Source organism: Amycolatopsis sp. NPDC104819, assembly GCF_055583145.1.
Genome location: NZ_JBVJON010000012.1, coordinates 211,034 through 231,176, shown reverse-complemented (window position 1 = coordinate 231,176; position 20,143 = coordinate 211,034). Strand labels below are relative to the sequence as shown.

The 20,143-nt window shown below is 71.9% G+C and carries 22 protein-coding genes; 10 read left to right on the top strand and 12 right to left on the bottom strand.

Annotated features, from left to right (window positions below; all coding sequences use genetic code 11):
• Positions 1 to 39 precede the first annotated feature (39 nt).
• The 3 genes from ACZ63E_RS34040 to ACZ63E_RS34030 all read right to left on the bottom strand — a co-directional run bounded on the left by ACZ63E_RS34040 (position 40) and on the right by ACZ63E_RS34030 (position 4,114).
• The gene (locus ACZ63E_RS34040) at positions 40 to 1,851 is read right to left on the bottom strand and encodes a proprotein convertase P-domain-containing protein (RefSeq protein ID WP_465340311.1); all 1,812 of its coding nucleotides are present in this window, start codon (positions 1,849 to 1,851) and stop codon (positions 40 to 42) included.
• Between the two features lie 85 nt (positions 1,852 to 1,936).
• Positions 1,937 to 2,833, bottom strand: coding sequence for an XRE family transcriptional regulator (locus ACZ63E_RS34035; protein WP_465340310.1), 897 nt, complete (start codon positions 2,831 to 2,833; stop codon positions 1,937 to 1,939).
• Between the two features lie 51 nt (positions 2,834 to 2,884).
• Entirely contained in the window at positions 2,885 to 4,114 is a 1,230-nt protein-coding gene (locus tag ACZ63E_RS34030) for an MFS transporter (RefSeq protein WP_465340309.1), read from the bottom strand.
• Between the two features lie 49 nt (positions 4,115 to 4,163).
• On the opposite strand from ACZ63E_RS34030, the gene ACZ63E_RS34025 reads away from it, so the two are divergent.
• The 6 genes from ACZ63E_RS34025 (at position 4,164) to ACZ63E_RS34000 (ending at position 8,852) form a co-directional block, all read left to right on the top strand.
• Positions 4,164 to 4,847, top strand: coding sequence for a FadR/GntR family transcriptional regulator (locus ACZ63E_RS34025; protein WP_465340307.1), 684 nt, complete (start codon positions 4,164 to 4,166; stop codon positions 4,845 to 4,847).
• A gap of 398 nt (positions 4,848 to 5,245) precedes the next feature.
• A complete protein-coding gene (locus ACZ63E_RS34020) occupies positions 5,246 to 5,599 on the top strand; it encodes a phosphotransferase (RefSeq protein WP_465340404.1) in 354 nt (117 codons plus the stop codon).
• 59 nt (positions 5,600 to 5,658) lie between these two features.
• Positions 5,659 to 6,150 (top strand): toxin-antitoxin system HicB family antitoxin, encoded by a 492-nt coding sequence (locus tag ACZ63E_RS34015; protein ID WP_465340306.1) that lies wholly within the window; start codon positions 5,659 to 5,661, stop codon positions 6,148 to 6,150.
• A 71-nt stretch (positions 6,151 to 6,221) separates the two neighbouring features.
• Positions 6,222 to 7,064: a DUF4097 family beta strand repeat-containing protein gene (locus ACZ63E_RS34010; protein WP_465340304.1), complete on the top strand. Its 843-nt coding sequence runs from the start codon at positions 6,222 to 6,224 to the stop codon at positions 7,062 to 7,064.
• Between the two features lie 28 nt (positions 7,065 to 7,092).
• Entirely contained in the window at positions 7,093 to 8,049 is a 957-nt protein-coding gene (locus ACZ63E_RS34005) for an ATP-binding cassette domain-containing protein (protein WP_465340303.1), read from the top strand.
• Positions 8,049 to 8,852: an ABC transporter permease gene (locus ACZ63E_RS34000; protein ID WP_465340302.1), complete on the top strand. Its 804-nt coding sequence runs from the start codon at positions 8,049 to 8,051 to the stop codon at positions 8,850 to 8,852. The genes ACZ63E_RS34005 and ACZ63E_RS34000 overlap by 1 nt, the downstream gene beginning before the upstream one ends.
• Position 8,853: 1 nt before the next feature.
• On the opposite strand, the gene map is transcribed toward ACZ63E_RS34000, so the two are convergent.
• The 3 genes from map to ACZ63E_RS33985 all read right to left on the bottom strand — a co-directional run bounded on the left by map (position 8,854) and on the right by ACZ63E_RS33985 (position 12,448).
• Positions 8,854 to 9,711, bottom strand: a complete 858-nt coding sequence (map, locus tag ACZ63E_RS33995) for a type I methionyl aminopeptidase (RefSeq protein ID WP_465340301.1) — start codon at positions 9,709 to 9,711, stop codon at positions 8,854 to 8,856.
• Positions 9,712 to 9,735: 24 nt separating this feature from the next.
• Positions 9,736 to 11,532: a penicillin-binding transpeptidase domain-containing protein gene (locus ACZ63E_RS33990; protein ID WP_465340300.1), complete on the bottom strand. Its 1,797-nt coding sequence runs from the start codon at positions 11,530 to 11,532 to the stop codon at positions 9,736 to 9,738.
• 61 nt (positions 11,533 to 11,593) lie between these two features.
• On the bottom strand, positions 11,594 to 12,448 hold the full coding sequence (locus ACZ63E_RS33985; RefSeq protein ID WP_465310680.1) for a GNAT family N-acetyltransferase: 855 nt from the start codon (positions 12,446 to 12,448) through the stop codon (positions 11,594 to 11,596).
• 100 nt (positions 12,449 to 12,548) lie between these two features.
• On the opposite strand from ACZ63E_RS33985, the gene ACZ63E_RS33980 reads away from it, so the two are divergent.
• Positions 12,549 to 12,755: a DUF4177 domain-containing protein gene (locus tag ACZ63E_RS33980; protein ID WP_465310679.1), complete on the top strand. Its 207-nt coding sequence runs from the start codon at positions 12,549 to 12,551 to the stop codon at positions 12,753 to 12,755.
• A 9-nt stretch (positions 12,756 to 12,764) separates the two neighbouring features.
• Here the strand turns inward: ACZ63E_RS33980 and ACZ63E_RS33975 are convergent, their stop codons facing one another.
• Together ACZ63E_RS33975 and ACZ63E_RS33970 are read right to left on the bottom strand one after the other, a co-directional pair.
• On the bottom strand, positions 12,765 to 13,154 hold the full coding sequence (locus tag ACZ63E_RS33975) for a VOC family protein (RefSeq protein WP_465310678.1): 390 nt from the start codon (positions 13,152 to 13,154) through the stop codon (positions 12,765 to 12,767).
• Complete coding sequence (locus ACZ63E_RS33970; protein ID WP_465340298.1) at positions 13,151 to 13,957, bottom strand: helix-turn-helix domain-containing protein; 807 nt, start codon at positions 13,955 to 13,957, stop codon at positions 13,151 to 13,153. The genes ACZ63E_RS33975 and ACZ63E_RS33970 overlap by 4 nt, the downstream gene beginning before the upstream one ends.
• 81 nt (positions 13,958 to 14,038) lie before the next feature.
• On the opposite strand from ACZ63E_RS33970, the gene ACZ63E_RS33965 reads away from it, so the two are divergent.
• Positions 14,039 to 14,293 carry a hypothetical protein gene (locus tag ACZ63E_RS33965; RefSeq protein ID WP_247062465.1) on the top strand — a complete coding sequence of 85 codons (255 nt, stop codon included), beginning with the start codon at positions 14,039 to 14,041 and terminating at the stop codon, positions 14,291 to 14,293.
• Here the strand turns inward: ACZ63E_RS33965 and ACZ63E_RS33960 are convergent.
• From ACZ63E_RS33960 to dxr, 4 genes are all read right to left on the bottom strand, one after another.
• Positions 14,282 to 14,854, bottom strand: a complete 573-nt coding sequence (locus ACZ63E_RS33960; RefSeq protein ID WP_465340297.1) for a class I SAM-dependent methyltransferase — start codon at positions 14,852 to 14,854, stop codon at positions 14,282 to 14,284. The two genes, ACZ63E_RS33965 and ACZ63E_RS33960, sit on opposite strands and share 12 nt — an antisense overlap.
• Positions 14,855 to 14,906: 52 nt before the next feature.
• A complete protein-coding gene (gene ispG / locus ACZ63E_RS33955; protein ID WP_465310675.1) occupies positions 14,907 to 16,058 on the bottom strand; it encodes a flavodoxin-dependent (E)-4-hydroxy-3-methylbut-2-enyl-diphosphate synthase in 1,152 nt (383 codons plus the stop codon).
• Positions 16,059 to 16,176: 118 nt separating this feature from the next.
• On the bottom strand, positions 16,177 to 17,391 hold the full coding sequence (locus ACZ63E_RS33950) for a M50 family metallopeptidase (RefSeq protein ID WP_465340296.1): 1,215 nt from the start codon (positions 17,389 to 17,391) through the stop codon (positions 16,177 to 16,179).
• A 3-nt stretch (positions 17,392 to 17,394) separates the two neighbouring features.
• Entirely contained in the window at positions 17,395 to 18,597 is a 1,203-nt protein-coding gene (gene dxr, locus ACZ63E_RS33945) for a 1-deoxy-D-xylulose-5-phosphate reductoisomerase (protein ID WP_465340295.1), read from the bottom strand.
• Between the two features lie 491 nt (positions 18,598 to 19,088).
• Between dxr and ACZ63E_RS33940 the strand changes: the two genes are divergently transcribed.
• Both ACZ63E_RS33940 and ACZ63E_RS33935 read left to right on the top strand, forming a co-directional pair.
• A complete protein-coding gene (locus ACZ63E_RS33940; RefSeq protein ID WP_465310672.1) occupies positions 19,089 to 19,343 on the top strand; it encodes a DUF2631 domain-containing protein in 255 nt (84 codons plus the stop codon).
• Positions 19,344 to 19,369: 26 nt separating this feature from the next.
• Positions 19,370 to 20,029, top strand: a complete 660-nt coding sequence (locus tag ACZ63E_RS33935) for a peptidylprolyl isomerase (protein WP_465340294.1) — start codon at positions 19,370 to 19,372, stop codon at positions 20,027 to 20,029.
• Positions 20,030 to 20,143: the final 114 nt, after the last annotated feature.

Genomic DNA, 20,143 nt, shown 5'->3' with positions numbered 1-20,143 from the left:
GCGGGCCGGACGGGGTGACCGCCCGGCCCGCGGGAGTCCTTAGAGCGTGATCGACCAGGTGTCGAGGGTGCCGGTGTCGCCGGGCCCGTAGTCGGTCACGCGCAGCTGCCACTTGCCGGACGCCGGGGTCGCCGTCGCCGGCACGGTGAACGTCCGCGCGCCGCTCCACGGCGTGCAGGTGCTGCCGCCGCTGTACTTGAGCGTGTACGCCCGGCCACGCGGGTCGAGCAGCGTGATGCCGAGGTCTTCGGCGCACGTGTGGCGGATGGTCAGCGAGACGCCGATCGTGGTGGCGGCGCTGCCGGTGAGCGTCGAGGCGATCGGGCTGAACACCTGCTGGTAGTCACGGATCGCGTAGTCCGTGTCATTGGTCAGCGTGCGGTTGCCGCCGCCGCCCGCCTGCGTCCGGGCCGACACCGCCGCGCTCGCGGGCGACGCGTTCCCGGCCGCGTCCTTCGCCTTGACCGTGAAGGTGTACGCCGTGTCCGGGTTGAGGCCGCTGACCGTCGCGCTGGTCCCCGCGACGCTCGTGGCGAGCGCGGAGCCGTTGTAGACGTCGTAACCGGTGACGCCGACGTTGTCCGTCGAAGCGTCCCAGGCGAGCGAGACGCTGCTCGACGTCGTGCCGGTGGAACGCGGATTGCCGGGCGCGCTCGGCGCTGTCGTGTCGCCGGTGCCGCCGCTGGTCACCAGGGTGAGCTGCCACTTGTTCAGCGCCTCGATCACCGGCTGGAACAGGGACATGTCACCGTCACTCGGGTTCTGGACGCACTGGGACGGGCCACCGTCGTGCAGGCCGGTGGCCTTGTCGCCGAGCAGCCAGCCGCCGCCGGAGTCCCCGCCGAGCGAACACGCCGTGGTCCAGGTCAGGTCGTCGATGACCAGGCCGTTGCCGTAGTCGGCGGACTTGTGCGTGTACTTCACTTCACCGCACTGCCAGTGCGAAGTGTTGCCGGAGTGGCAGACGCGGTCACCGACCATCGCCTCGGCCGCGCCGGTGAGCGTGACGGCCGGCTGGCCCCAGGTGTTCACCGACGCCGAGAGGTTCCAGCCCGCCTCCGTCACCGCGACGACGCCCATGTCGCCTTCGCGGCCGTTGACGCTGTGCGTGCCGCCGACGTTCGACGTGCCGATCTTGTTCTGCTGGCCCGAAGCGCCGTACGCGGCCTGGTTGACGTCGTTCGTGCAGTGGCCCGCGGTGAGGAAGTGCTTGGCACCGGCGGAATCCGTCACCGGGAAGCCGACCGAGCAGTTCGACTCGCTGCCCGGCCACCACGGGTTGCCGGTCTGGATCGTGCCGGACTGCTGGCGCGGCGACGACGTCGTCTCGGTGATCCGGACCCCGAGATCCTTCACCCGGGAAAGAAAACTCTCGGTCGCCGCGGTCTTCTTCGTCCGGTCGACGTCGACGGCGACGTCGTTGGCGCGGACGTCGACACCCCACCCGTAAACACCGGGCACGCCGGCGCCGACCAGCTCGCGGACCGCCGCGTCGGTGCGGTCCAGCTCGGCCTGGCCGCGCGCCACGACCTGCGCCGCCGCACCCGCTTCACGCGCTTGGTCAGCGGCTTCGGCGGTGGTGACGGCGACAGTCAGCTTCCGGGCGGCCGCGTCGAACCATTGCCCGGCCGACTTCGCGCGCACCGCGGCGGGCAGGGCCGCGGCCAGCCGGTGGGCGCCGTCCTGGGCGGTGAGCTGGGCGCGGGCCTGGTCCGCGGTGAGCCCGAACGCCGCGGCGACACCGGCGATCTCGGCCGGCGGGTGGTCCGGTGCCGCGGCTTCGGCGGGCGTCAGGCCCAGCCCGAGCGCGGCCAACGCGGCCACGCTCGTGACGGAAACGATTCTGCGCATCGGTTTCTCCTCGAATCGGCGAGTGGCGTGCGCAGACCGTAGAACGCGGGAAACACCGGATTGAAGATCCGGAAGTCCTTAACAGTTAACTGGCGGGCCAATCCCATTCGAACCCGTAGCGGCCGGGGCCGAAGTTCAGCGCGACCCCGTGCACCGCACCGGATTCCGGGACGACGTCGGTGAGTTCGCCGGGCTCGGCGAACCGGCGGCACACCGCCGGGACCGCTTCGGGGGAGAACCGGATTTCGAGCACGTATTCGCGGACCGGCAAGCGGAACTTGCGTTCGTAGTTCGTCGCGACCGGGTGCGGCGCGCGATTCACGAGCGTGTGTTCGGTGAGCACCGTTTCCCCGCGCAGGAGCGGCCGGGCGAAAAGCAGTTCGACGACGAGGAGGCCGTCCTCCGGCCGGTGCACACTGCGGCCCGGGCGGCAGCCGCGCAGGTCGCGCAGCTCCGGCAGCGGCCGGTCGTGCTCGTCGAGGTGCAGGATCACCACCCAGCGGTCGGGACCGTCGGCCTCGGCGCGCAGCACCTGCCGCGACCGGATCTCCAGCTCCTCGCGGCCGGCGCCGACGAGGACGACGTCGTGCTGGCCGATCCGGGTCAGCCGCTCGTCCCACCGGGTGTCCACATCGGACACCGCGGCGTCGACACGCCGGCCGTCCGGCCAGAACCGGCTGAGCTCGGCGGGCGCGGACCGGCGCACCCGCGGCGGCCCGAGCAGCGAGACGAGCGAACCCGCGGGCACCTCGAGCACGGCTTCGAGCTGCCCCAGTCCACGCACCGAATCCCGCCGTTCGGGGCGGCTGCGGCCGGACTGCCAGTAGCTCAGCGTCGCCGTTGTCACCGTGACACCGCGAGCGCGCAGGTGCTCACGCAGGCGGTCGAGGCTCAGGCCGCGGGCGCGGATGGCCGCGCGCAGGGCGGCGTCGAACGGGCCCACGCGCAGCAACGTCCCGAGGTCCGGCGACGGCACGGCCATCCGGTGATCTTAGCCGCGCCGACCCGGGCGAAAGCCGTTAACAGTTAAGAGTCAGACAAACCGGTGACGGCCGGCGAGCGCGCCGAACACCATCTGGACCAGCAGCAGGACCAGGAGCATGGCCAGCGGCACCGGCCAGCCGCCCGCGACGTCGTGCAGCAGGCCGAACAGGAACGGGCCCAGCGCCGCGAAGAGGTACCCGAAGCCCTGCGCCATGCCGGAGAGCCGTGCGGTGTCGGCGCCGGTGCGGGCGCGCAGCGCGATCACCGTCAGGGCCAGGGAGAACACGCTCATCCCGAGGCCGATCAGAATGCTCCAGAGCAGCGGCGACCACGCCGGGGCCAGCATCAGCCCGGCCGTGCCGGCGAAGCCGAACACCCCGAGCACGACGATCCAGCCGCCCTGCCCGCGCTGCCGGGCCGCCATCGGCGCGACGAACAGGCTGATCGGCACGGCGATCAGCGCGACCAGGCCGAACAGCAGGCCGGCGTCGCCGCGCGACACCCCGGCGTCCATCAGCACCTGCGGGAACCAGCCCATCGCGGCGTAGGCGTAGAAGGCCTGCAGGCCGAAGAAGACGGTGACGATCCACGCCAGCCGGTTGCCCAGCAGCGACCGGCCGGCTTCGGCCGCGTCGGAGTGGCGCGGGGCCCGGCCGGTGCCGCGGGCTGCGAGAATCCACGCCAGCAACGCGACGACGGCCACCACCGCCCAGCTGCCCAGGGCGGGCCGCCAGCCGCCGAACGCGTCGCCGAGCTGCGGGGTCACCGCCGACCCGAGCGCGCCGCCACCCTGCAGGGCGGCGGTGTAGACGCCGGTCATCAGGCCGATGCGAGCCGGGAAGGAGCCCTTGATGACGACCGGGATGAGCACGTTGACCAGGGCGATCCCGGCGGTGGCGACGAGGGTCCCGCCGAGCACCACGGCCGGGCCGTCGAGCACGCGCAGCACGAGCCCGGCGCCGAGCGCGATGAGCGCGATCGCGATGGCGGCGCCGATCCCCGCGCGGCGGGCGAGCAGCGGCGCGGCCAGCCCGGCACCGGCGAAGCAGAGTGTCGGCAACGTCGTGAGCACCCCGGCCCAGACCCCGGACGTGCCCAGGTCGGCGCGCATTTCGGCGAGCATCGGGCCGACCCCGGTGATGGCCGGGCGCAGGTTGAGGGCAGTGAGCACCACCGCGACCGCGAGCAGCGCGCCGGCGGCGACCACGCCCGGTGTGCGCAGCTCCACGGCGCCGTCCAGCTCGGGTTCGAGGGCGGATTCACGGTGTTCGACGGGCATGACCGCTACTATCGCATACGTAGGATGATTGGATGAAGGGATAACAGCTGTGCCTCTGGCCACCACCCGCCGGGCCGGCCTCGTCGACCAGGTCATCGAGCAGCTGCGGACCGCGGTCACGCAGGGCGAATGGCCCATCGGCGAGCGCATCCCGACCGAAGCCGAGCTCGTCGACCAGCTCGGCGTCGGGCGCAACACCGTCCGCGAGGCCGTCCGCGCGCTCGCGCACACGGGGATCCTCGAAGTCCGCCAAGGTGACGGCACCTACGTGCGCGCCACCAGCGAGGTGTCCGGCGCGATCCGCCGGCTCTGCGGCTCCGAGCTGCGTGAAGTCCTCCAGGTGCGCCGCACCCTCGAGGTCGAGGGCGCCCGGCTCGCCGCGTTGTCACGCACCCAAGAGGAGGTCGCCGAGCTCTGGTCGATCCTCGCCCGCCGTGAGGTCGAGCTGAACGAAGGACGCTGGGAGGACTTCGCCCGCACGGACGCGGAGTTCCACTGCGCGGTCGTCCGCAGCGGGCACAACCAGCTGCTCACCGAGCTCTACCGCGGGCTGACCGAGGTCATCACGGCGAGCGTCGCGGCGACGGCGAACATCACGCCGGGCACCGACCACCTGCCCGAGATCGGGCACGAAGGGCTGGCCGACGCCATCGCCAAGCGCGACCCCAAGCGGGCCACCGCCGAGGCCTGCGGGTTTCTGGACGAGCTCCTGGAGCGCCTCGAACGCGAATGACCATGCACCCGGGTCAGCACCCGATCGACGACGACCTCGTCCGGCGCCTGGTCGTCGCGCAGTTCCCGGGCTGGGCCGGCCTGCCGGTGCGGCGCCGGCCGTCCGGGGGCACCCTGGTCGCACGGCTGCCTCTGGTGGCCGGCGGTGCCCAGGACGTCGCCCTGGACGGGAGTAGCTGCCCCGGCTCGCGCCGCGGCTGCCCTTCGCGATCCCCGAGATGGTGGGCGCCGGGGGGTATCCGTGGTCGGTGTACCGGTAGCTGCCGGGCGAGAACCCCGGCCTGCCGAGCGATCCGGTGCGGCTCGCCGAGGACCTGGCCGAGTTCGTGACGGCGATGCGGAGCATCACCCTGCCCGGCACACCGCGGCAGCCCGCTCGCCGCGCCGACCTGCGCGGCGATCGAAGCCCTGCGCAGGATCCCGCAGGAGAACGTCGACTGCGACGCCGCGGCCGCCGTCTGGGAAGTAGCGCTGCGCGGCCCGGACCGGGACGGCCCGCCGGTCTGGCTGCACGCCGACCTCATGCCGGGCAACCTGCTGGTCGACGGCGGCCGGCTGAGCGCCGTCATCGACTTCGGCTGCACGGGCGTCGGTGACCAGGCCTGCGACCTGTTCCCGGCCTGGAACCTCCTGCCGGCCGACGCGCGCGAGGTCTTCCGCAAAGCGCTCGACGTCGACGACGCCACCTGGAGCCGCGGTCGCGCGCGGACGCTGTCCCAGGCGCTGCCCGGCACGTTTTTGGCACCACTCTGAACCCCTAAGGGTGCCAATTCAGGGTTGTCGTGGTGCCATCGCGGTGCCACAGTAGTGCCATGGACCTGACGCCCTTCGTGGACGAACTCCGCCGGGAGCTCGCGGTCGCCGCCGAGGCGGCGGGTGAGGAAGCCGTCGCCCTCGCCGAGCGGCTCACCGCGCCGCTCGAGTCGGCGATCCGGCTCACCCTGCTCGACGCGCTTTCGGCGGCGGCCGACGAGATCACCCGCGACCTCGCGCCCGGCTCCGTCGAGGTGCGCCTGCGCCGCCGCGAAGCCGAGTTCGCGGTCGCGCTGCCGGCCCAGCCCGAGCCGGCGCAGGAGGAAACTCCGGCACCACCACCCGAAGCCGACGACGGCGCCGTCTCCCGGATCAACCTGCGGCTGCCCGAGCAGCTCAAGCAGCGCGTCGAGGAGGCCGCGAACCGCGACCAGCTCTCGATCAACGCCTGGCTCGTCCGGGCCGCGAACGCCGCGCTCGGCCCCGGCCGGAGCCAGAGCACCCACCGCCGGTCGATGTTCGGTGAGAAGTACACCGGCTGGGTCCAGTAACCCTTTCCCTTTTACCCGTCACGTCTCCGACCTGCGGAGACGCCATCCGAGCAGCCCAGGAGGGCGCAGCCATGCCGTTTTTCGCCACCCCCGAGCCGATCACGGCCACGATCGACGTCAGCATCGCGGACGTCCGGATCGTCGCCGGGGAGCGCGCGGAAACCACCGTCGAGGTCGAACCCGCCGACCCGTCCGACAACGAAGACCTCAAGGCCGTCGCGAAGACCCGCGTCGAGTTCGCCGACGGCCAGCTGCTGGTCAAGGGCCCGAAGTACACCACCAAGCTGTGGGGCAAGGGCGGCGCCCTGCACATCTCGGTCGAGCTGCCGGCCGGCTCGCGGGTCAAGACGTCGGCCGCGCTGGGGGACGTCCGGGTCAGCGGCCGCGTCGGCGAGAGCCGCATCAAGACCTCCGTCGGCAACATCCACCTCGACGAGGTGGCCCGGCTCGAGGCGAGCACCTCGACCGGCGACGTCACCATCGAGCGGGTCACCGGGCACGCCGAGGTCGGCACCGCCTCCGGCGAGCTGCGGATCCGCGAGATCGATGGCACCGCCGAGCTGAAGAACTCCAACGGCGAGACCCGCGTCGGCGAGGTCACCGGCGACCTGCGGGTCAGCACCGCGAACGGCGACATCGTCGTCGACCACGCCCACGCGGGGGTGCACGCCAAGACCGCCGCCGGCGACATCCGGATCGGTGAGGTCATCCGCGACACCGTCGTCCTCGAGACCGCGGTCGGCGAGATCGAGGTCGGCATCCGCGAGGGCAGCGCCGCCTGGCTCGAGCTCAACTCGCTGACCGGCACCGTGCACAACTCGCTCACGCCGTCCGACGGTCCCGGCGGGACCAGCGAGACGGTCCAGGTCAAGGCCCACACCTACACCGGCGACGTCGTCATCCGCCGCGCCTGAAGTTTCCCTTACCCGGAAAGGAAGTCCGATGCCAGACGCCATCGTGGCCGAAGGGCTCGTCAAGAAGTACGGGAGCGTCACCGCGCTCGACGGGATGTCGCTCGCGGTGCCCGAAGGCACCGTGCTGGGGGTGCTCGGGCCGAACGGCGCCGGGAAGACCACCACCGTCCAGATCCTCACCACCCTGCAGAAGCCGGACGCGGGCCACGCGACGGTCGCCGGGTTCGACGTCGTGCGGGACGCGCACGAGCTGCGTTCGCACATCGGCGCGTCGGGCCAGTACGCCGCGGTCGACCAGGAGCTGACCGGCGCCGAGAACCTCGAGATGGTCGGGCGGCTCTACCACCTGGGCACCAAGCGGGCCAAGGCCCGCGGCCGGGAGCTGCTGGCCCGGTTCGGCCTGGATGAGGCCGCCGACCGCCCGGTGAAGGGCTATTCCGGCGGCATGCGGCGCCGGCTCGACCTGGCCGGCGCGCTCGTCGCGAACCCGCCGGTGCTGTTCCTCGACGAGCCCACGACCGGGCTCGACCCGCGCGCCCGCACCGACCTCTGGGAGGTCATCACCGAGCTGGTCGCGGGCGGCACGACCCTGCTGCTGACCACGCAGTACCTCGAAGAGGCCGACCGGCTGGCCGACAGCATCGCCGTCGTCGACCACGGCCGCGTCATCGCGCGCGGCACGGCCGACGAGCTCAAGGACCTCGTCGGCGGCGAGCGGATCGAGCTGGTCGTCGGCACGCACGACGACGTCGTCGTGGCGCAGCGGACGCTCGCCCGGCTGGCCAGCGGCGAGTCGCAGGCCGAAGGCTTCCGGCTCACCGTGCCCGTGAGCCACGGCGCGAAAGCGCTTACCGAAGCGCTGGCCCTGCTCGCCGTGGAAGGCGTCGACGTCCGTGACGTCGGTGTCCGCCGCCCCACCCTCGACGACGTTTTCCTCACCCTCACCGGCCACGACGTGACCGAGACCGAACTGGAGGCCGTGTGATGAACGCGGTGCAGATGGCCGTGACCGACGGCGTGACCGTGGCCAAGCGTAACTCGATCAAGATCCTCCGGTCGCTGGACCTGCTCGGGTCCATCGTGTTCATGCCGGTGATGTTCGTGCTGCTGTTCGGGTACGTGTTCGGCAGCGTGATCGACATCCCCGGCATGTCGTACCGCGAGTTCATGCTGCCGGGGATCTTCACGCTCGCGGTGGCGATGGGCAGCATCGTCACCGGTTACGGGCTGACCGACGACCTGCAGAAGGGCCTCATCGACCGGTTCCGGTCGCTGCCGATGTCCCCGGCGGCGGTGCTGATCGGGCGGACCACCGCCGACCTCATCCTCAACGTGACGAGCCTGCTCATCATGGGACTGGTCGGCCTGCTCGTCGGCTGGCGCATCCACACCGGCGTCTTCGAAGCTCTGGGCGGAGTGCTTCTGCTGCTGGCCTTCGCGTACGCGTTGTCGTGGGTGATGGGGACGCTCGGGCTGGCCGTGCGCAAGCCCGAGGTGTTCAACAACGTCTCGAGCGTGGCGATCTTCCCGCTGACGTTCCTGGCCAACACGTTCGTCGACAGCGGTCGGCTGCCCACCCCGCTGAGGGTGATCGCGGACTGGAACCCGGTCTCGGCGATCACGCAGGCGGCGCGGGAGCTGTTCGGCAACACGAGCGCGGCGATGCCGGTGCACGACGTCTGGCCGATGCAGCACGCCGTGCTGGCGTCGGTGCTGTGGATCGCGGTGCTGCTGGCGGTCTTCGTGCCGCTTTCGGTGCGCTGCTACAAGAAGGCGACCAGCCACTGACTCACGGCAGCGTGAGGATCTCGCTGCCGTCGGCCGTCACCACGAGGGTGTGCTCGAACTGGGCCGTCCACTTCTTGTCCTTCGTGGTGACGGTCCAGTCGTCGGACCAGATGTCGTAGTCGATGGTGCCCAGCGTGATCATCGGCTCGATCGTGAAGGTCATGCCCTCCTCGATCACCGTGTCGACGGAGGGCTCTTCGTAGTGCAGGACCGTCGGGGGCGTGTGGAAGGCCGGGCCGACGCCGTGGCCGGTGAAGTCGCGGACCACGCCGTAGCCGAAGCGCTTCGCGTACGCCTCGATGACCCGGCCGATCACGTTGAGCTGGCGGCCCGGCCGGACCGCCTTGATCGCCCGCATCGTCGCCTCGCGGGTGCGCTCCACCAGCAGGCGGGCCTCCTCGGAGACGTCGCCGGCCAGGAACGTCGCGTTCGTGTCGCCGTGGACACCGCCGATGTAGGCGGTGACGTCGATGTTGCAGATGTCGCCGTCCTCGATGGGCGTCGAGTCCGGGATGCCGTGGCAGATGACCTCGTTGAGCGAGGTGCAGCACGACTTCGGGAACCGGCGGTAGCCCAGCGTCGAGGGGTAGGCGTGGTGGTCGAGCAGGAACTCGTGCACCACCTTGTCGATGTCGTCGGTGGTGGCGCCCGGCTTGACGGCCTTGCCGCCCTCCTCCAGCGCCTGCGCCGCGATCCGGCTCGCGATCCGCATCGCCTCGATCACCTCGGGCGTGCGCACGCCGTTGCCGGTGTCCCGCTTCGGCGCCGGCTTGTCCACGTACTCGGGACGGGCGATGGAAGTGGGGACGTCACGGCGCGGCGTCTGGACACCGGGCACCAGCGGGGCACGAACGGACATGCCCCCCACCTTACGACGGGCCGCTCAGCCGATCGCCGCCAGGAACCGGTGCGCGGCCTGCACCGCCGGTTTGGACGATCCGGCCTCGGTCAGCAGCACCGCGAACGCCAGGTCGCCGCGGTAGCCGACGAACCAGCCGTGCGAGCGGGAGCCGTCGCCGAACTGGGCCGTGCCGGTCTTGCCCGCGACATCCGGGATGTCCCGCAGCCCGGTCGCGGTGCCCGCGGTGACGACCTCGCGCATCATCCCGCGCAGCGCCCCGAGCACCTCGTCCGACGGCGCGTCGCCGACGTTGTTCGTGGTCGCGGGCATCCCCTTGACGATCGACGGCGTCGGCACCTTCCCCGCCTGCACGGCCGCCGCGACCAGCGCCATGCCGAACGGGCTGGTCACCACCGTGCCCTGGCCGAAGCCGTTCTCCGCGCGCTGGACGGCCGAGTCGCTGGCCGGGACCGCGCCGGTGACCGTCGTCAGGCCGGGGACGACGAAGTCCGCGCCGAGGCCGAAGGAGCGGGCGGCGTCGGTGAGGGCCGAGGCCGGGAGGCCGGCGGCGAGGCGCGCGAAGGTCGTGTTGCACGAGCGCGCGAACGCCGTCTTCAGCGGGACGCGGCCGAGGTCGAACCGGCCTTCGTTGGGGATGACGCGGTTCTCGACCGTCGTGGTGCCCGGGCAGTCGACCGGGCTGCCCGCGTCCACGTCGCCCGTCGAGAGCGCGGCCGCCGCCGTGACGATCTTGAACGTCGACCCCGGCGGGTACCGCCCGGACAGCGCCAGCGAGCCCTCCTCGTCGGCCGCGGTGTTCTGCGCCACGGCGAGGATGTCCCCGCTCGAAGGCTGGATCGCCACCAGCGCGGCCGGGTAGTCCTCGGTGGCGAGGGCCTTCTCGGCGGCGTCCTGGATCTTCGCGCTGAGCGTGCTGGTGACCGCGGGCGCCGGCCGCGGCGGCTCGGCCCGCAGCTCGGCGGCCTCGCCGCCGGTGACGTCCCGGGTGACGATCCGCCAGCCCGCCGCCCCGGCCAGCTCCTGCTCGACCAGCGCCCGGATGCCCGGCAGCACCTGCTGCCCGGACCCGCGGGTGACCGGCAGCAGCCGCTCCTGGCCGGCGAACCGGACGCCGGGCAGGTCGTAGATCACCGGCTTGACCCGCTGGTAGTCGCCCGCGCGCAGGGTGATCACCGGGTAGGCGTCCCCGGGCTTGGTCTTGTTCATCCCGTCGAGCACCGACCGCCCGGTGACCGACGGCTCGAACCGGTGCAGCGCCTTCGCGAGCGACCCCGCGACGGCGCTCGAGTCCCCTGTCTTCTGCGGGTCGACGACCACACCGACCACGGTCTGCGGGCGCATCAGCGGCACGCCGTCGCGGTCGAGGACCGGCGCGGTCTCCGGCAGCTGTGGCAGCAGGCCGAGGGTCTGGCCGACGGCCAGCTGCGGGTGCACGACGGTCGGCTGCCAGTGCACCTGCCAGCCGGTCTCGGCCGCGCGCAGCTGGGCGTCAGCGCGGTAGGTCCAGGTGCGCTCGTGCGGCAGGTGCCAGGTGAGCTGGTAGCCGGCGGTGACGGTGTCGCCGTTCGCCGGCTCCTTCACCGCTTCGTCGTCGACGTCGAGGGACTCCGGTTCGAGCACGGCGCGGACCTGGGACAGCACGGTCCTGGCCGCGTCCGGCGAGTCGGTGCCGGCGGCCGCGGCGGCGACGTCCCCGGACGCGACGGCGTCCAGGAAGGCGGAGAGGGCGTCCTCGGGACCGTCGCCCGAGCAGCCGGCCGTGGTCGCGGCGACGAGCAGCAGCACCGCGAGCACACCGCGGCGTCGACGTGCACTCATGGCCGGATGATGCCTGGTCAGCGGGGGTGTCCCGGCCCCGAAACGCCGCCACGGAAGAGTGCTAGAACAGCACCGTCGCGTACTGGCCGACCTGCTGGAACCCGATCTTGCGGTAGGCCGCGAGGGCGGGGGTGTTGAAGGCGTTGACGTAGAGGCTGGCGGTCCGGCCCAGACCGCGGACCAGCCGGTTCACCACCGCGGCCGTGCCGGCGGTGCCGACACCGCCACCCCGGCGTTCGGGGTGCACCCAGACACCCTGGATCTGCCCGACGGTCGCCGACATCGCGCCGATCTCGGCCTTGAACACGACCTCGCCGTTCTCGAACCGGGCGAACGCACGCCCGGCGCCGATCAGCTCGGTGACCCGCGCGCGGTAGCTGGCCCCGCCGTCCCCGCTGCGCGGGTCGACACCGACCTCTTCGATGAACATCGCGACGGCCGCGGGCAGGTAGCGCTCGAGCTCGTCCGGGCGCACCGCGCGGACCTGCGGATCGGCGGCGACCAGCGGGGTGCTGTCCAGCGCCATCAGCGGCTGGTCACCGCGGATCTCGCGCGCCGGGCCCCACTCGTCGGCCAGCTCGTCCCACAGCCCGAGCACCTGCTCGGCCGGCCCGACCAGCGAAGAGCAGGTCCGCTGCCGGCGCAGCGCGCGATCGGCGAAGGAGCGCAACGCGGGCGCGTTCCCGCGAAGCGGGATGAGGTTCGGGCCGGCGAAGCACAGCCCTTGGAGCCGTCCGGCCCGGACCGGACGGCTGTCGGCGGCCCAGAGCTCACCACCGAGCCGCCACGGGTCGAGGCCCGCGGCCTCGACCCGGGCGCTGACCATGCAGCTGCCCACCGGGTCGGCGGCGAGCGCGGCACGGACCGCCGGATAGTCCCGATCATCGAGCAGCCGTGCACCTGCAAGCCGCAACACGGGGTCCAGGGTGCCAGATGAACAGCCGAAACGGAACGCGAGGCCCCGGACACGCTCAGATGAACGGCCGGCGCCGCGCCGCGCGAGCAGAATCGGGAGCATGCAGCGCTACACGTACAAGGTCGTCGAGGTCCGGGAAAAGCTCCTCGGCGGCAAGATGTCGGGCGACAAGCTCGAGAAACTGCTCAACGACCACGCGGAGGACGGCTGGCAGCTGAAGGCCATCACTTCGGCGGAGGTGAAGGGCCGCGTCGGGCCCGGTGGCGTCGACGGACTGCTGGTCACCTTCGAGCGGCCGGTGCGGTAGCGGGGCTCCTCAGGCGCCGCGGTAGCTGCCGATCGTCCACGCGTTGCCCTCCGGGTCGCGGAGGCTGAACGTGTGGGAGCCGTAGTCGGTGTCCGTCAGCGGCGCCGTGATCTCCGCGCCGGACCGCTTGACGCGGTCGTGGATCTCGTCGACCTTGTCCGACACGACGTACACCGCGCCCGTGCCCGGCTTCATCGCGTCGTGGACGCCGTCCGGGCCGCGGACGCTGCCCAGCATCACCGCGCCGCCCTCGGGCCAGCGCAGCTCGGCGTGCGCGATCAGGTCGCCCTCGGGCACCACCAGCGTTTCGGTGAAGCCCAGGACGTCGACGAGGAAGCGGACGGCCGCCGGGGCGTCGTCGTAACGCAGGGCGGGCCAGACGTTCGGTTCAGGAGTCATACCCGGGAGTCTTGCCCCGCGCCCACCTCCTCGTCTTGGAGGAACGGGAGCTCCTCGGCGATCCAGGTGCCCGGCGTGCACCCGGCCAGCGCGCGCCACTCATTGCTCAGGTGCGCCTGGTCGTAGAACCCGCACTCGACGGCCAGCGCGGCCAGGTCGCTCTGCCCTTGCCGCAGCAGCCGCGTGGCCCGCTCAAACCGAAGCACCCGCGCCGCCTGCTTCGGCGCCAGGCCCAGCTCCGTGCGGAAGCGCTCCCCGAGGTGACGGCGGCTCCAGCCGACCTCGCCGGCGAGGTCGGCGACGCGCACCTGCCCGTCGGCGCCGCGCATCCGGCGCCACGCCTCCCCCAGCTCGGGTGGCGCCGCCACCGGCTCGACGGCCCGGGCGGCCAGGACGTCGTCGAGCAGCGTGAACCGCTCCGCCCACGTGGGCAGCTCGGCCAACCGCGCCGCCAGCGAGCCGAGGCCGAAGTCGGCGAGGTCGGCCACCTCGCCGCTCAGCTCCGCCGCGGTGACGCCGAAGAGCGTGCGCACGCCCAGCGGGTCGAGCTCCAGCTGCAGCCCCTCCTGCACGCGGTCCTGCCGGATCAGCACCGCGCGGGTGTGCAGCCCGCCGACCAGCGCCTGCAGGCTGCGCCCGGCCATCCGCACCGGCCCGGCCAGGCTGATGACCAGCGTCACGTGCCGGGACGGCAGCCCGCGGTGCACCGGCAGCGTGACGTCGTCCTGCGCGTACCCGACATAGCGCGTGACCAGGGGCCGCACCACCGGGTGCGGCTGCCGGACGGCCCAGGTCACGCTCACGAAACCAGCGTAAACGTCACCACCGACAGTTCGGGTTTCTGCTAACACGGAAGGTGCGTCCCCCCGCGGAAGGAACCCCCGATGACGATCCAGGAGCAGGCGCAGCAGCTGGAGCTGCTCGCCGACCAGGTGCCCACCGGCATCGCGCTCGCCACGAAGAGCGACCTCGAAGACCTGCAGGCCCAGGTGATGGGCCTGCTCGGGGAGACGTCGACCGCGACCGCGATCCAAGGCTCGATCCAGCTGGCCTCCCAGCAGATCGACGAGGTCGCGGCCGCGCTGGAGAACGTCCGGCTGCAGATCCGCGACGCCGCCCAGCACCACCTACAGGGCTGAGTAGTGGGAGTGGACGGCCGGCTGGCCCGTGTAGTTGGGGCCGGCCCGGTCGTCCGCGCCGAGGTAGCGGAAGGGCAGGGTCCCGGTGAACGGGCCGGTGCGCCGGATCCGGCGGGTCCGCGAGTCGTAGGCGAAACCCGCCTCTCGCAGGGCGGGCAGCACCCGCCGTGCGCCACCGGCCAGCTGAACGCCGGAGACGTCGAAGTTCGCCACGAACACGCCGTCTTCGCTCAGCCAGGACGCCGCCCGCAGCAGCGCGCCCAGCTTGTCGCCGACGTAGTGCAGCCCGTGGACGCAGGTGACGAGGTCGAACCGGGCGGTGGGCTCCCACGCCGTGATCGACGCCGTCACGAACCGGACCGGTCCGGCCGCCGCGAAGTACCCGACCAGGTCGACGCCGGTGATGTCGAGGTCGGGCCGGACGGCGGCCGCGTCCAGGAGCGCGCGCCCGCTGCCGCAGCAGAGGTCCAGCCAGCGCGCGCCCGGCGGCAGGCCCAGGATGTCGAACCCGAGGACCCGCGAATAACCGTCGCGCCCGGCCAACCGCCGTTCGCGGTTCATCGCACGGTTGGCGACGACGGACGACGCCTCCAGAGCGTCGTCCGTCAGCAGCTCAGCCAGCGGTGACCACGGGCTCGCCCTGGCCGAGGGACTCCCCGGCCTCCTCGGCGATGCGCATGGCCTCTTCGATCAACGTCTCGACGATCGCGTGCTCCGGCACGGTCTTGATGACCTCACCCTTCACGAAGATCTGGCCCTTGCCGTTGCCCGACGCGACACCCAGGTCGGCCTCGCGGGCCTCGCCCGGGCCGTTGACAACGCAGCCCATGACAGCCACGCGCAGCGGGATCTCCATCCCCTCCAGCCCCGCGGTGACCTGCTCAGCCAGCGTGTACACGTCAACCTGCGCGCGCCCGCACGACGGGCACGACACGATCTCCAGCTTCCGCTGCTTCAAGTTCAACGACTGCAGGATCTGGATACCGACCTTGACCTCTTCGACCGGCGGCGCCGACAACGACACCCGGATCGTGTCCCCGATCCCCTGCCGCAGCAACGCCCCGAACGCCACCGCCGACTTGATCGTGCCCTGGAACGCCGGACCCGCCTCGGTCACCCCGAGGTGCAGCGGATAGTCGCACTGCTCCGCGAGGATCTCGTAGGCACGCACCATGACCACCGGGTCGTTGTGCTTCACCGAGATCTTGATGTCGTGGAAGTCGTGCTCGGCGAACAACGACGCCTCCCACAACGCCGACTCCGCCAGCGCTTCCGGCGTCGCCTTGCCGTACTTCTCAAGCAGACGCTTGTCCAGCGAACCCGCGTTGACGCCGATCCGGATCGGTGTGCCGTGGTCCTTCGCCGCCTGCGCGATTTCCTTGACCTGGTCGTCGAACTTGCGGATGTTGCCCGGGTTCACCCGCACCGCGGCGCAGCCGGCCTCGATCGCGGCGAACACGTATTTGGGCTGGAAGTGGATGTCGGCGATCACCGGGATCTGCGACTTGCGCGCGATCGCGGGCAGCGCCTCGGCGTCGTCGGCCGACGGGCACGCCACCCGGACGATGTCGCAGCCCGCCGCGGTCAGCTCCGCGATCTGCTGCAGGGTCGCGTTGACGTCGGAGGTGAGCGTCGTGGTCATCGACTGGACGGAGATCGGGTGCTCGCTGCCGACACCGACCGGGCCCACCTGGAGCTGGCGGGTCTTGCGGCGCTCGGACAGGACGGGCGGGGGCAGGGCTGGCATACCGAGTGCGACGGTCACGGCCTCCAGCGTACCTACCCCGACCGGGCCACCCGCACCAAGTCAACCGTCGCGGTGAGCAGCATTACGGCGTGTGCGGCACGCCACAGAGGGGCCGGAACCCCTCCGTGGCGGGGCGCTACTGCAAGCGAATCGGGTTGACGATGTCCGCAGTCACCGTGAGTAGCGTGACCGCACCGCCGATGAGCACCAGGACCATCGTGATCCCGGACAACCTGGTGTAGTCGACGGGCCCGCCGGCCACCTTGCCGCGGCGCGCGCGGATCCAGTCGCGGACGCGCTCGTACCAGACCACCGCGATGTGCCCGCCGTCGAGCGGGAGCAGCGGCAGCAGGTTGAACACGCCGATGAAGAAGTTCAGGCTGGCCAGCAGGAAGAAGAACAGCACCCAGATGCCCCGCTCGACGGCCTCGCCGCCGATCCGGCTCGCGCCGACGACGCTGACCGGGGTGTTCGGGTCGCGCTCGCCGCCGAAGATCGCGGTGACGACGGCGGGGATGCGCTCGGGGAACTCCACGAGCCGCTGCGCCGTCTCGGCGAACATCGTGCCGGTGAAGCTGAAGGTGGCGCCGACCGCGGCGACCGGGCCGTACTGCGTGGTCAGCGCCGGGGCCTGTGCGGACGCGCCGATCATGCCGACGCTCTTGACGCCGGCGCTGGTCCAGCGCTGCACCTTGGGCACGTCGACGGTCAGGTTCAGCGTCTGGCCGTTGCGCAGCACCTGGAACGGCGTCGGGCCGCTGGTGGCCTGCACGGCGGCGAGCATCTCGTCCCAGGTCGCGATCGGCTTCCCGCCGACGGAGACGATCTTGTCGCCGGGCAGCAGACCCGCCGACTTGGCCGGGGTCGGCGCGCCCGCCGGGCAGCTGGTGTCCTTGGCCTGCTCCTCGGTCGTGGTCGACCGGGCGCACGACGTCGAGGCCAGGATCGGCTCGGTCGAGGTGGGCGCCAGGTTCGGCAGCCCCATCGTCACGGCCATCAGGTAGAGCACGACGAAGCCGAGGATGAAGTGGGTGACGGACCCGGCGCTCATGACGACCGTGCGCTTCCAGGTCTTGAACCGCCACATCGCGCGCGGCGCCTCGTCCGGCGTCACCTCGTCGAGCGCGGTCATGCCGGCGATGTCGCAGAACCCGCCGAGCGGGATCCACTTCAGGCCGTATTCGGTCTCCCCGCGGCGCCACGAGAACACCGTGGGGCCGAAGCCCACGAAGTACCGGCGGACCTTCATGCCGAAGGCCTTCGCGGTGACCATGTGGCCGGCCTCGTGCAGCGCGACGGAGACGCAGATCCCCAGCGCGAAGAGCACCACACCGATGATGTAGGCGAGCACCCGCTACTTCCCCTCGATGATCGAACCGGCCCGGGCGCGAGCCCAGCGCTCGGCCGCGAGAACGTCCTCGACGTCGCGTGGTTCGCGACGCCATTCGTCGGCGGCTCCCACCACCTCGGAAACAGTGTCCACTATCGACGTGAAGCGGGCGTTCTGCGCCAGGAACGCCGCGACGAGCTCTTCGTTCGCGGCGTTGTAGACGGCGGGCAGGCAACCGCCCACGGTGCCGCAGTGCCGGGCGAGCTCGACGGCCGGGAAGGCGTCGTCGTCCAGCGGCTCGAAAGTCCAGGTCGCGGCCTTGTCCCAGGTGCACGCGGCGGCGGCGCCGGGCACGCGGTCGGGCCAGTGCAGCGCGAGCGCGATCGGCAGCCGCATGTCCGGCGGGCTGGCCTGGGCGATCGTCGAGCCGTCGGTGAAGGTCACCATCGAGTGCACGATCGACTGCGGGTGCACGGTGACGTCGATCTTCTCCGGCGCGATGTCGAAGAGCAGCGCCGCCTCGATCAGCTCCAGGCCCTTGTTGACCAGGGTCGAGGAGTTGATCGTGATCAGCGGGCCCATCGACCAGGTCGGGTGGGCCATGGCCTGCTCGACGGTGACGTCGGCGAGCTCAGCGCGCTTGCGGCCGCGGAAGGGGCCGCCCGAAGCGGTGAGCACGAGCCGGGCGACCTCGGTTTTGTGCCCCGCTCGTAGCGCCTGCGCGATCGCCGAGTGCTCGGAGTCGACCGGCACGAGCTGCCCGGGCTTCGCGGCGGCGAGCACCAGCGGCCCGCCGGCGATGAGCGACTCCTTGTTCGCGAGCGCGAGGGTGGCGCCGGTGGCGAGCGCCTTGAGCGTCGGCTCGAGGCCGCGCGAGCCGGGCAGGGCGTTGAGGACGGTGTCGACGGGCACGGCGTCGATGAGGTCGGTGACGGCGTCGGAGCCCGCGAAGAGCCGCGGGAGCTTGAAGTCGCCCTGGTTGTAGCCGCGCTTCTGCGCTTCGGCGTAGAGCGCGAGCTGAACGTCCTCGGCGGCGGTGGCCTTGGTCACGGCGACGGCTTCGACACCATGGGCGAGCGCCTGCCCGGCGAGCGCGGCGGGGTCGGCGCCACCCGCGGCGATCCCGGCCACCCGGAAGAGATGCGGGTTGCGCGCGGCGACGTCGAGGGCCTGCACACCGATGGACCCGGTCGAGCCGAGCACGAGAACGCTTCGCGAGGTAGTCATCGCGGGTCATTGTCGCGCGGGGCGTCTCTGTGGCGCACCCGGAGGTTGCCCTCGGGTGGGCCGGGGTCCTCGGCGCTCCTCGGCGCGGTCCGCGGCACCCCGTCCGCGTCCGCGGTGCGCCCGGAGGTTCCCTCGGGCGGGCCTGGGTCGCCGACGCCAGCGGAAGGCCGTCTCCGCCCGGTCAGCGACACCCCGCACGTGCCCGGTCCGCGGCTCCCGTGGCTGGCCGCCACCACGCGGGGGCATCTCGCCTGCGGACCCGGAGGTTGCCCTCGGGTGGGCCGGGGTCCTCGGCGCGGTCCGCGGCACCCCGTCCGCGTCCGCGGTGCGCCCGGAGGTTCCCTCGGGTGGGCCGGAGTCCTCAGCGCTCCACAGCACCCGATCCGCGGGCTCTCACGAGTGGCCACCACCACGCGGGCCGTGTCCGCGGCGCGCCCGGAGGTGTGGGATCATCTGGGCGTCCGTGGTTCAAGGGTCTTGAGGAGTTCATCGTGGCAGGCAAGGCGGTCGAGAAGCGGCCCGAGGTCGACCCCCGCGACGAACCGTCCGCCGCCTGGGGCTGGCACGGGTCGTTCCCGAAGGCCACCCGGATCGCCGGCTGGCTCAGCGCGATCATCCTGCTGGTGATGATCAAGGGCAACCACGAGAACAACACCGAGAACGTCTGGCTCGTCGGCCTCTCGCTGTTCCTGATCCTGCTGCTCGTGCTGGACATCCGCAAGCAGCGCACGGCCTGGCGCAAGTAGTCGGTGAACGGCTAACGTCCCGGGGCATGAAGCTGCGCTGGGGTCTGGCCCTCGTCGGTGTGCTGGGTGCGTTGCTGGTGGCGCCGGCCACGGCATCGGCGTCTCCGGTAGTGACCCGGTGTTCGTTCACCCCGACACCCGACAACCCCGCCGCCCGGCCGGTGGTGCGCCCGCTGCCGTTCGCGCTGACGCGCGGGACCGTCGACGTGACCTTCCGCTTCAACTACGGCCCGGTGACGGTGCGGCTGAACCGCGCCGGGGCGGCGCCCTGCGCGGTGCACAACATGGTTTCGCTGATCGCCCAGCGGTTCTACGACCGTTCGCAGTGCTGGCGGCTGTCGAACTCCGCCCGCCTCGGCGTCCTGCAGTGCGGCGACATCTACGAAGTCGAGAAGGGCGGTCCGGGCTACAAGTTCCCAGACGAGGTCACAGGTGCGGAGACCTACCCGCGCGGGACCGTGGCCATGGGGAACCAGGGGCCGGGGACGAACGGGTCCGAGTTCTTCATCGTGCATTCCTTCGCGAACATCCCGGCCAGCTACTCGGTGCTGGGAACCGTCGTGCGCGGCATGTCGGCGATCGACCACATGGTGGCGGACGGGATCATCCCCACCGACCCGAACGGCCCCCTCGACGGCGCACCGGCGCACCCGGTGAAGATCCAGCGGGCCTCGCTCGGCTGGTAGCCCATGCGACACCGCACCTTATCTAATCAGAACCAAGGCGCATCACCGTCCTGACCTGCAGGTGATGGCGCGATCCCAACTTCCTCGGGAACAACACCGAGCTGGATCTGACTA

What these genes read in the sequence shown, in the direction of transcription:
- ACZ63E_RS34040 (WP_465340311.1), bottom strand. Translation starts at nt 1,851, where the DNA reads ATGCGCAGAATCGTTTCCGTCACGAGCGTGGCCGCGTTGGCCGCGCTC.
- ACZ63E_RS34035 (WP_465340310.1), bottom strand. Translation starts at nt 2,833, where the DNA reads ATGGCCGTGCCGTCGCCGGACCTCGGGACGTTGCTGCGCGTGGGCCCG.
- ACZ63E_RS34030 (WP_465340309.1), bottom strand. Translation starts at nt 4,114, where the DNA reads ATGCCCGTCGAACACCGTGAATCCGCCCTCGAACCCGAGCTGGACGGC.
- ACZ63E_RS34015 (WP_465340306.1), top strand. Translation starts at nt 5,659, where the DNA reads ATGGACCTGACGCCCTTCGTGGACGAACTCCGCCGGGAGCTCGCGGTC.
- ACZ63E_RS34010 (WP_465340304.1), top strand. Translation starts at nt 6,222, where the DNA reads ATGCCGTTTTTCGCCACCCCCGAGCCGATCACGGCCACGATCGACGTC.
- ACZ63E_RS34005 (WP_465340303.1), top strand. Translation starts at nt 7,093, where the DNA reads ATGCCAGACGCCATCGTGGCCGAAGGGCTCGTCAAGAAGTACGGGAGC.
- ACZ63E_RS34000 (WP_465340302.1), top strand. Translation starts at nt 8,049, where the DNA reads ATGAACGCGGTGCAGATGGCCGTGACCGACGGCGTGACCGTGGCCAAG.
- map (WP_465340301.1), bottom strand. Translation starts at nt 9,711, where the DNA reads ATGTCCGTTCGTGCCCCGCTGGTGCCCGGTGTCCAGACGCCGCGCCGT.
- ACZ63E_RS33990 (WP_465340300.1), bottom strand. Translation starts at nt 11,532, where the DNA reads ATGAGTGCACGTCGACGCCGCGGTGTGCTCGCGGTGCTGCTGCTCGTC.
- ACZ63E_RS33980 (WP_465310679.1), top strand. Translation starts at nt 12,549, where the DNA reads ATGCAGCGCTACACGTACAAGGTCGTCGAGGTCCGGGAAAAGCTCCTC.
- ACZ63E_RS33975 (WP_465310678.1), bottom strand. Translation starts at nt 13,154, where the DNA reads ATGACTCCTGAACCGAACGTCTGGCCCGCCCTGCGTTACGACGACGCC.
- ACZ63E_RS33965 (WP_247062465.1), top strand. Translation starts at nt 14,039, where the DNA reads ATGACGATCCAGGAGCAGGCGCAGCAGCTGGAGCTGCTCGCCGACCAG.
- ACZ63E_RS33960 (WP_465340297.1), bottom strand. Translation starts at nt 14,854, where the DNA reads ATGAACCGCGAACGGCGGTTGGCCGGGCGCGACGGTTATTCGCGGGTC.
- dxr (WP_465340295.1), bottom strand. Translation starts at nt 18,597, where the DNA reads ATGACTACCTCGCGAAGCGTTCTCGTGCTCGGCTCGACCGGGTCCATC.
- ACZ63E_RS33935 (WP_465340294.1), top strand. Translation starts at nt 19,370, where the DNA reads ATGAAGCTGCGCTGGGGTCTGGCCCTCGTCGGTGTGCTGGGTGCGTTG.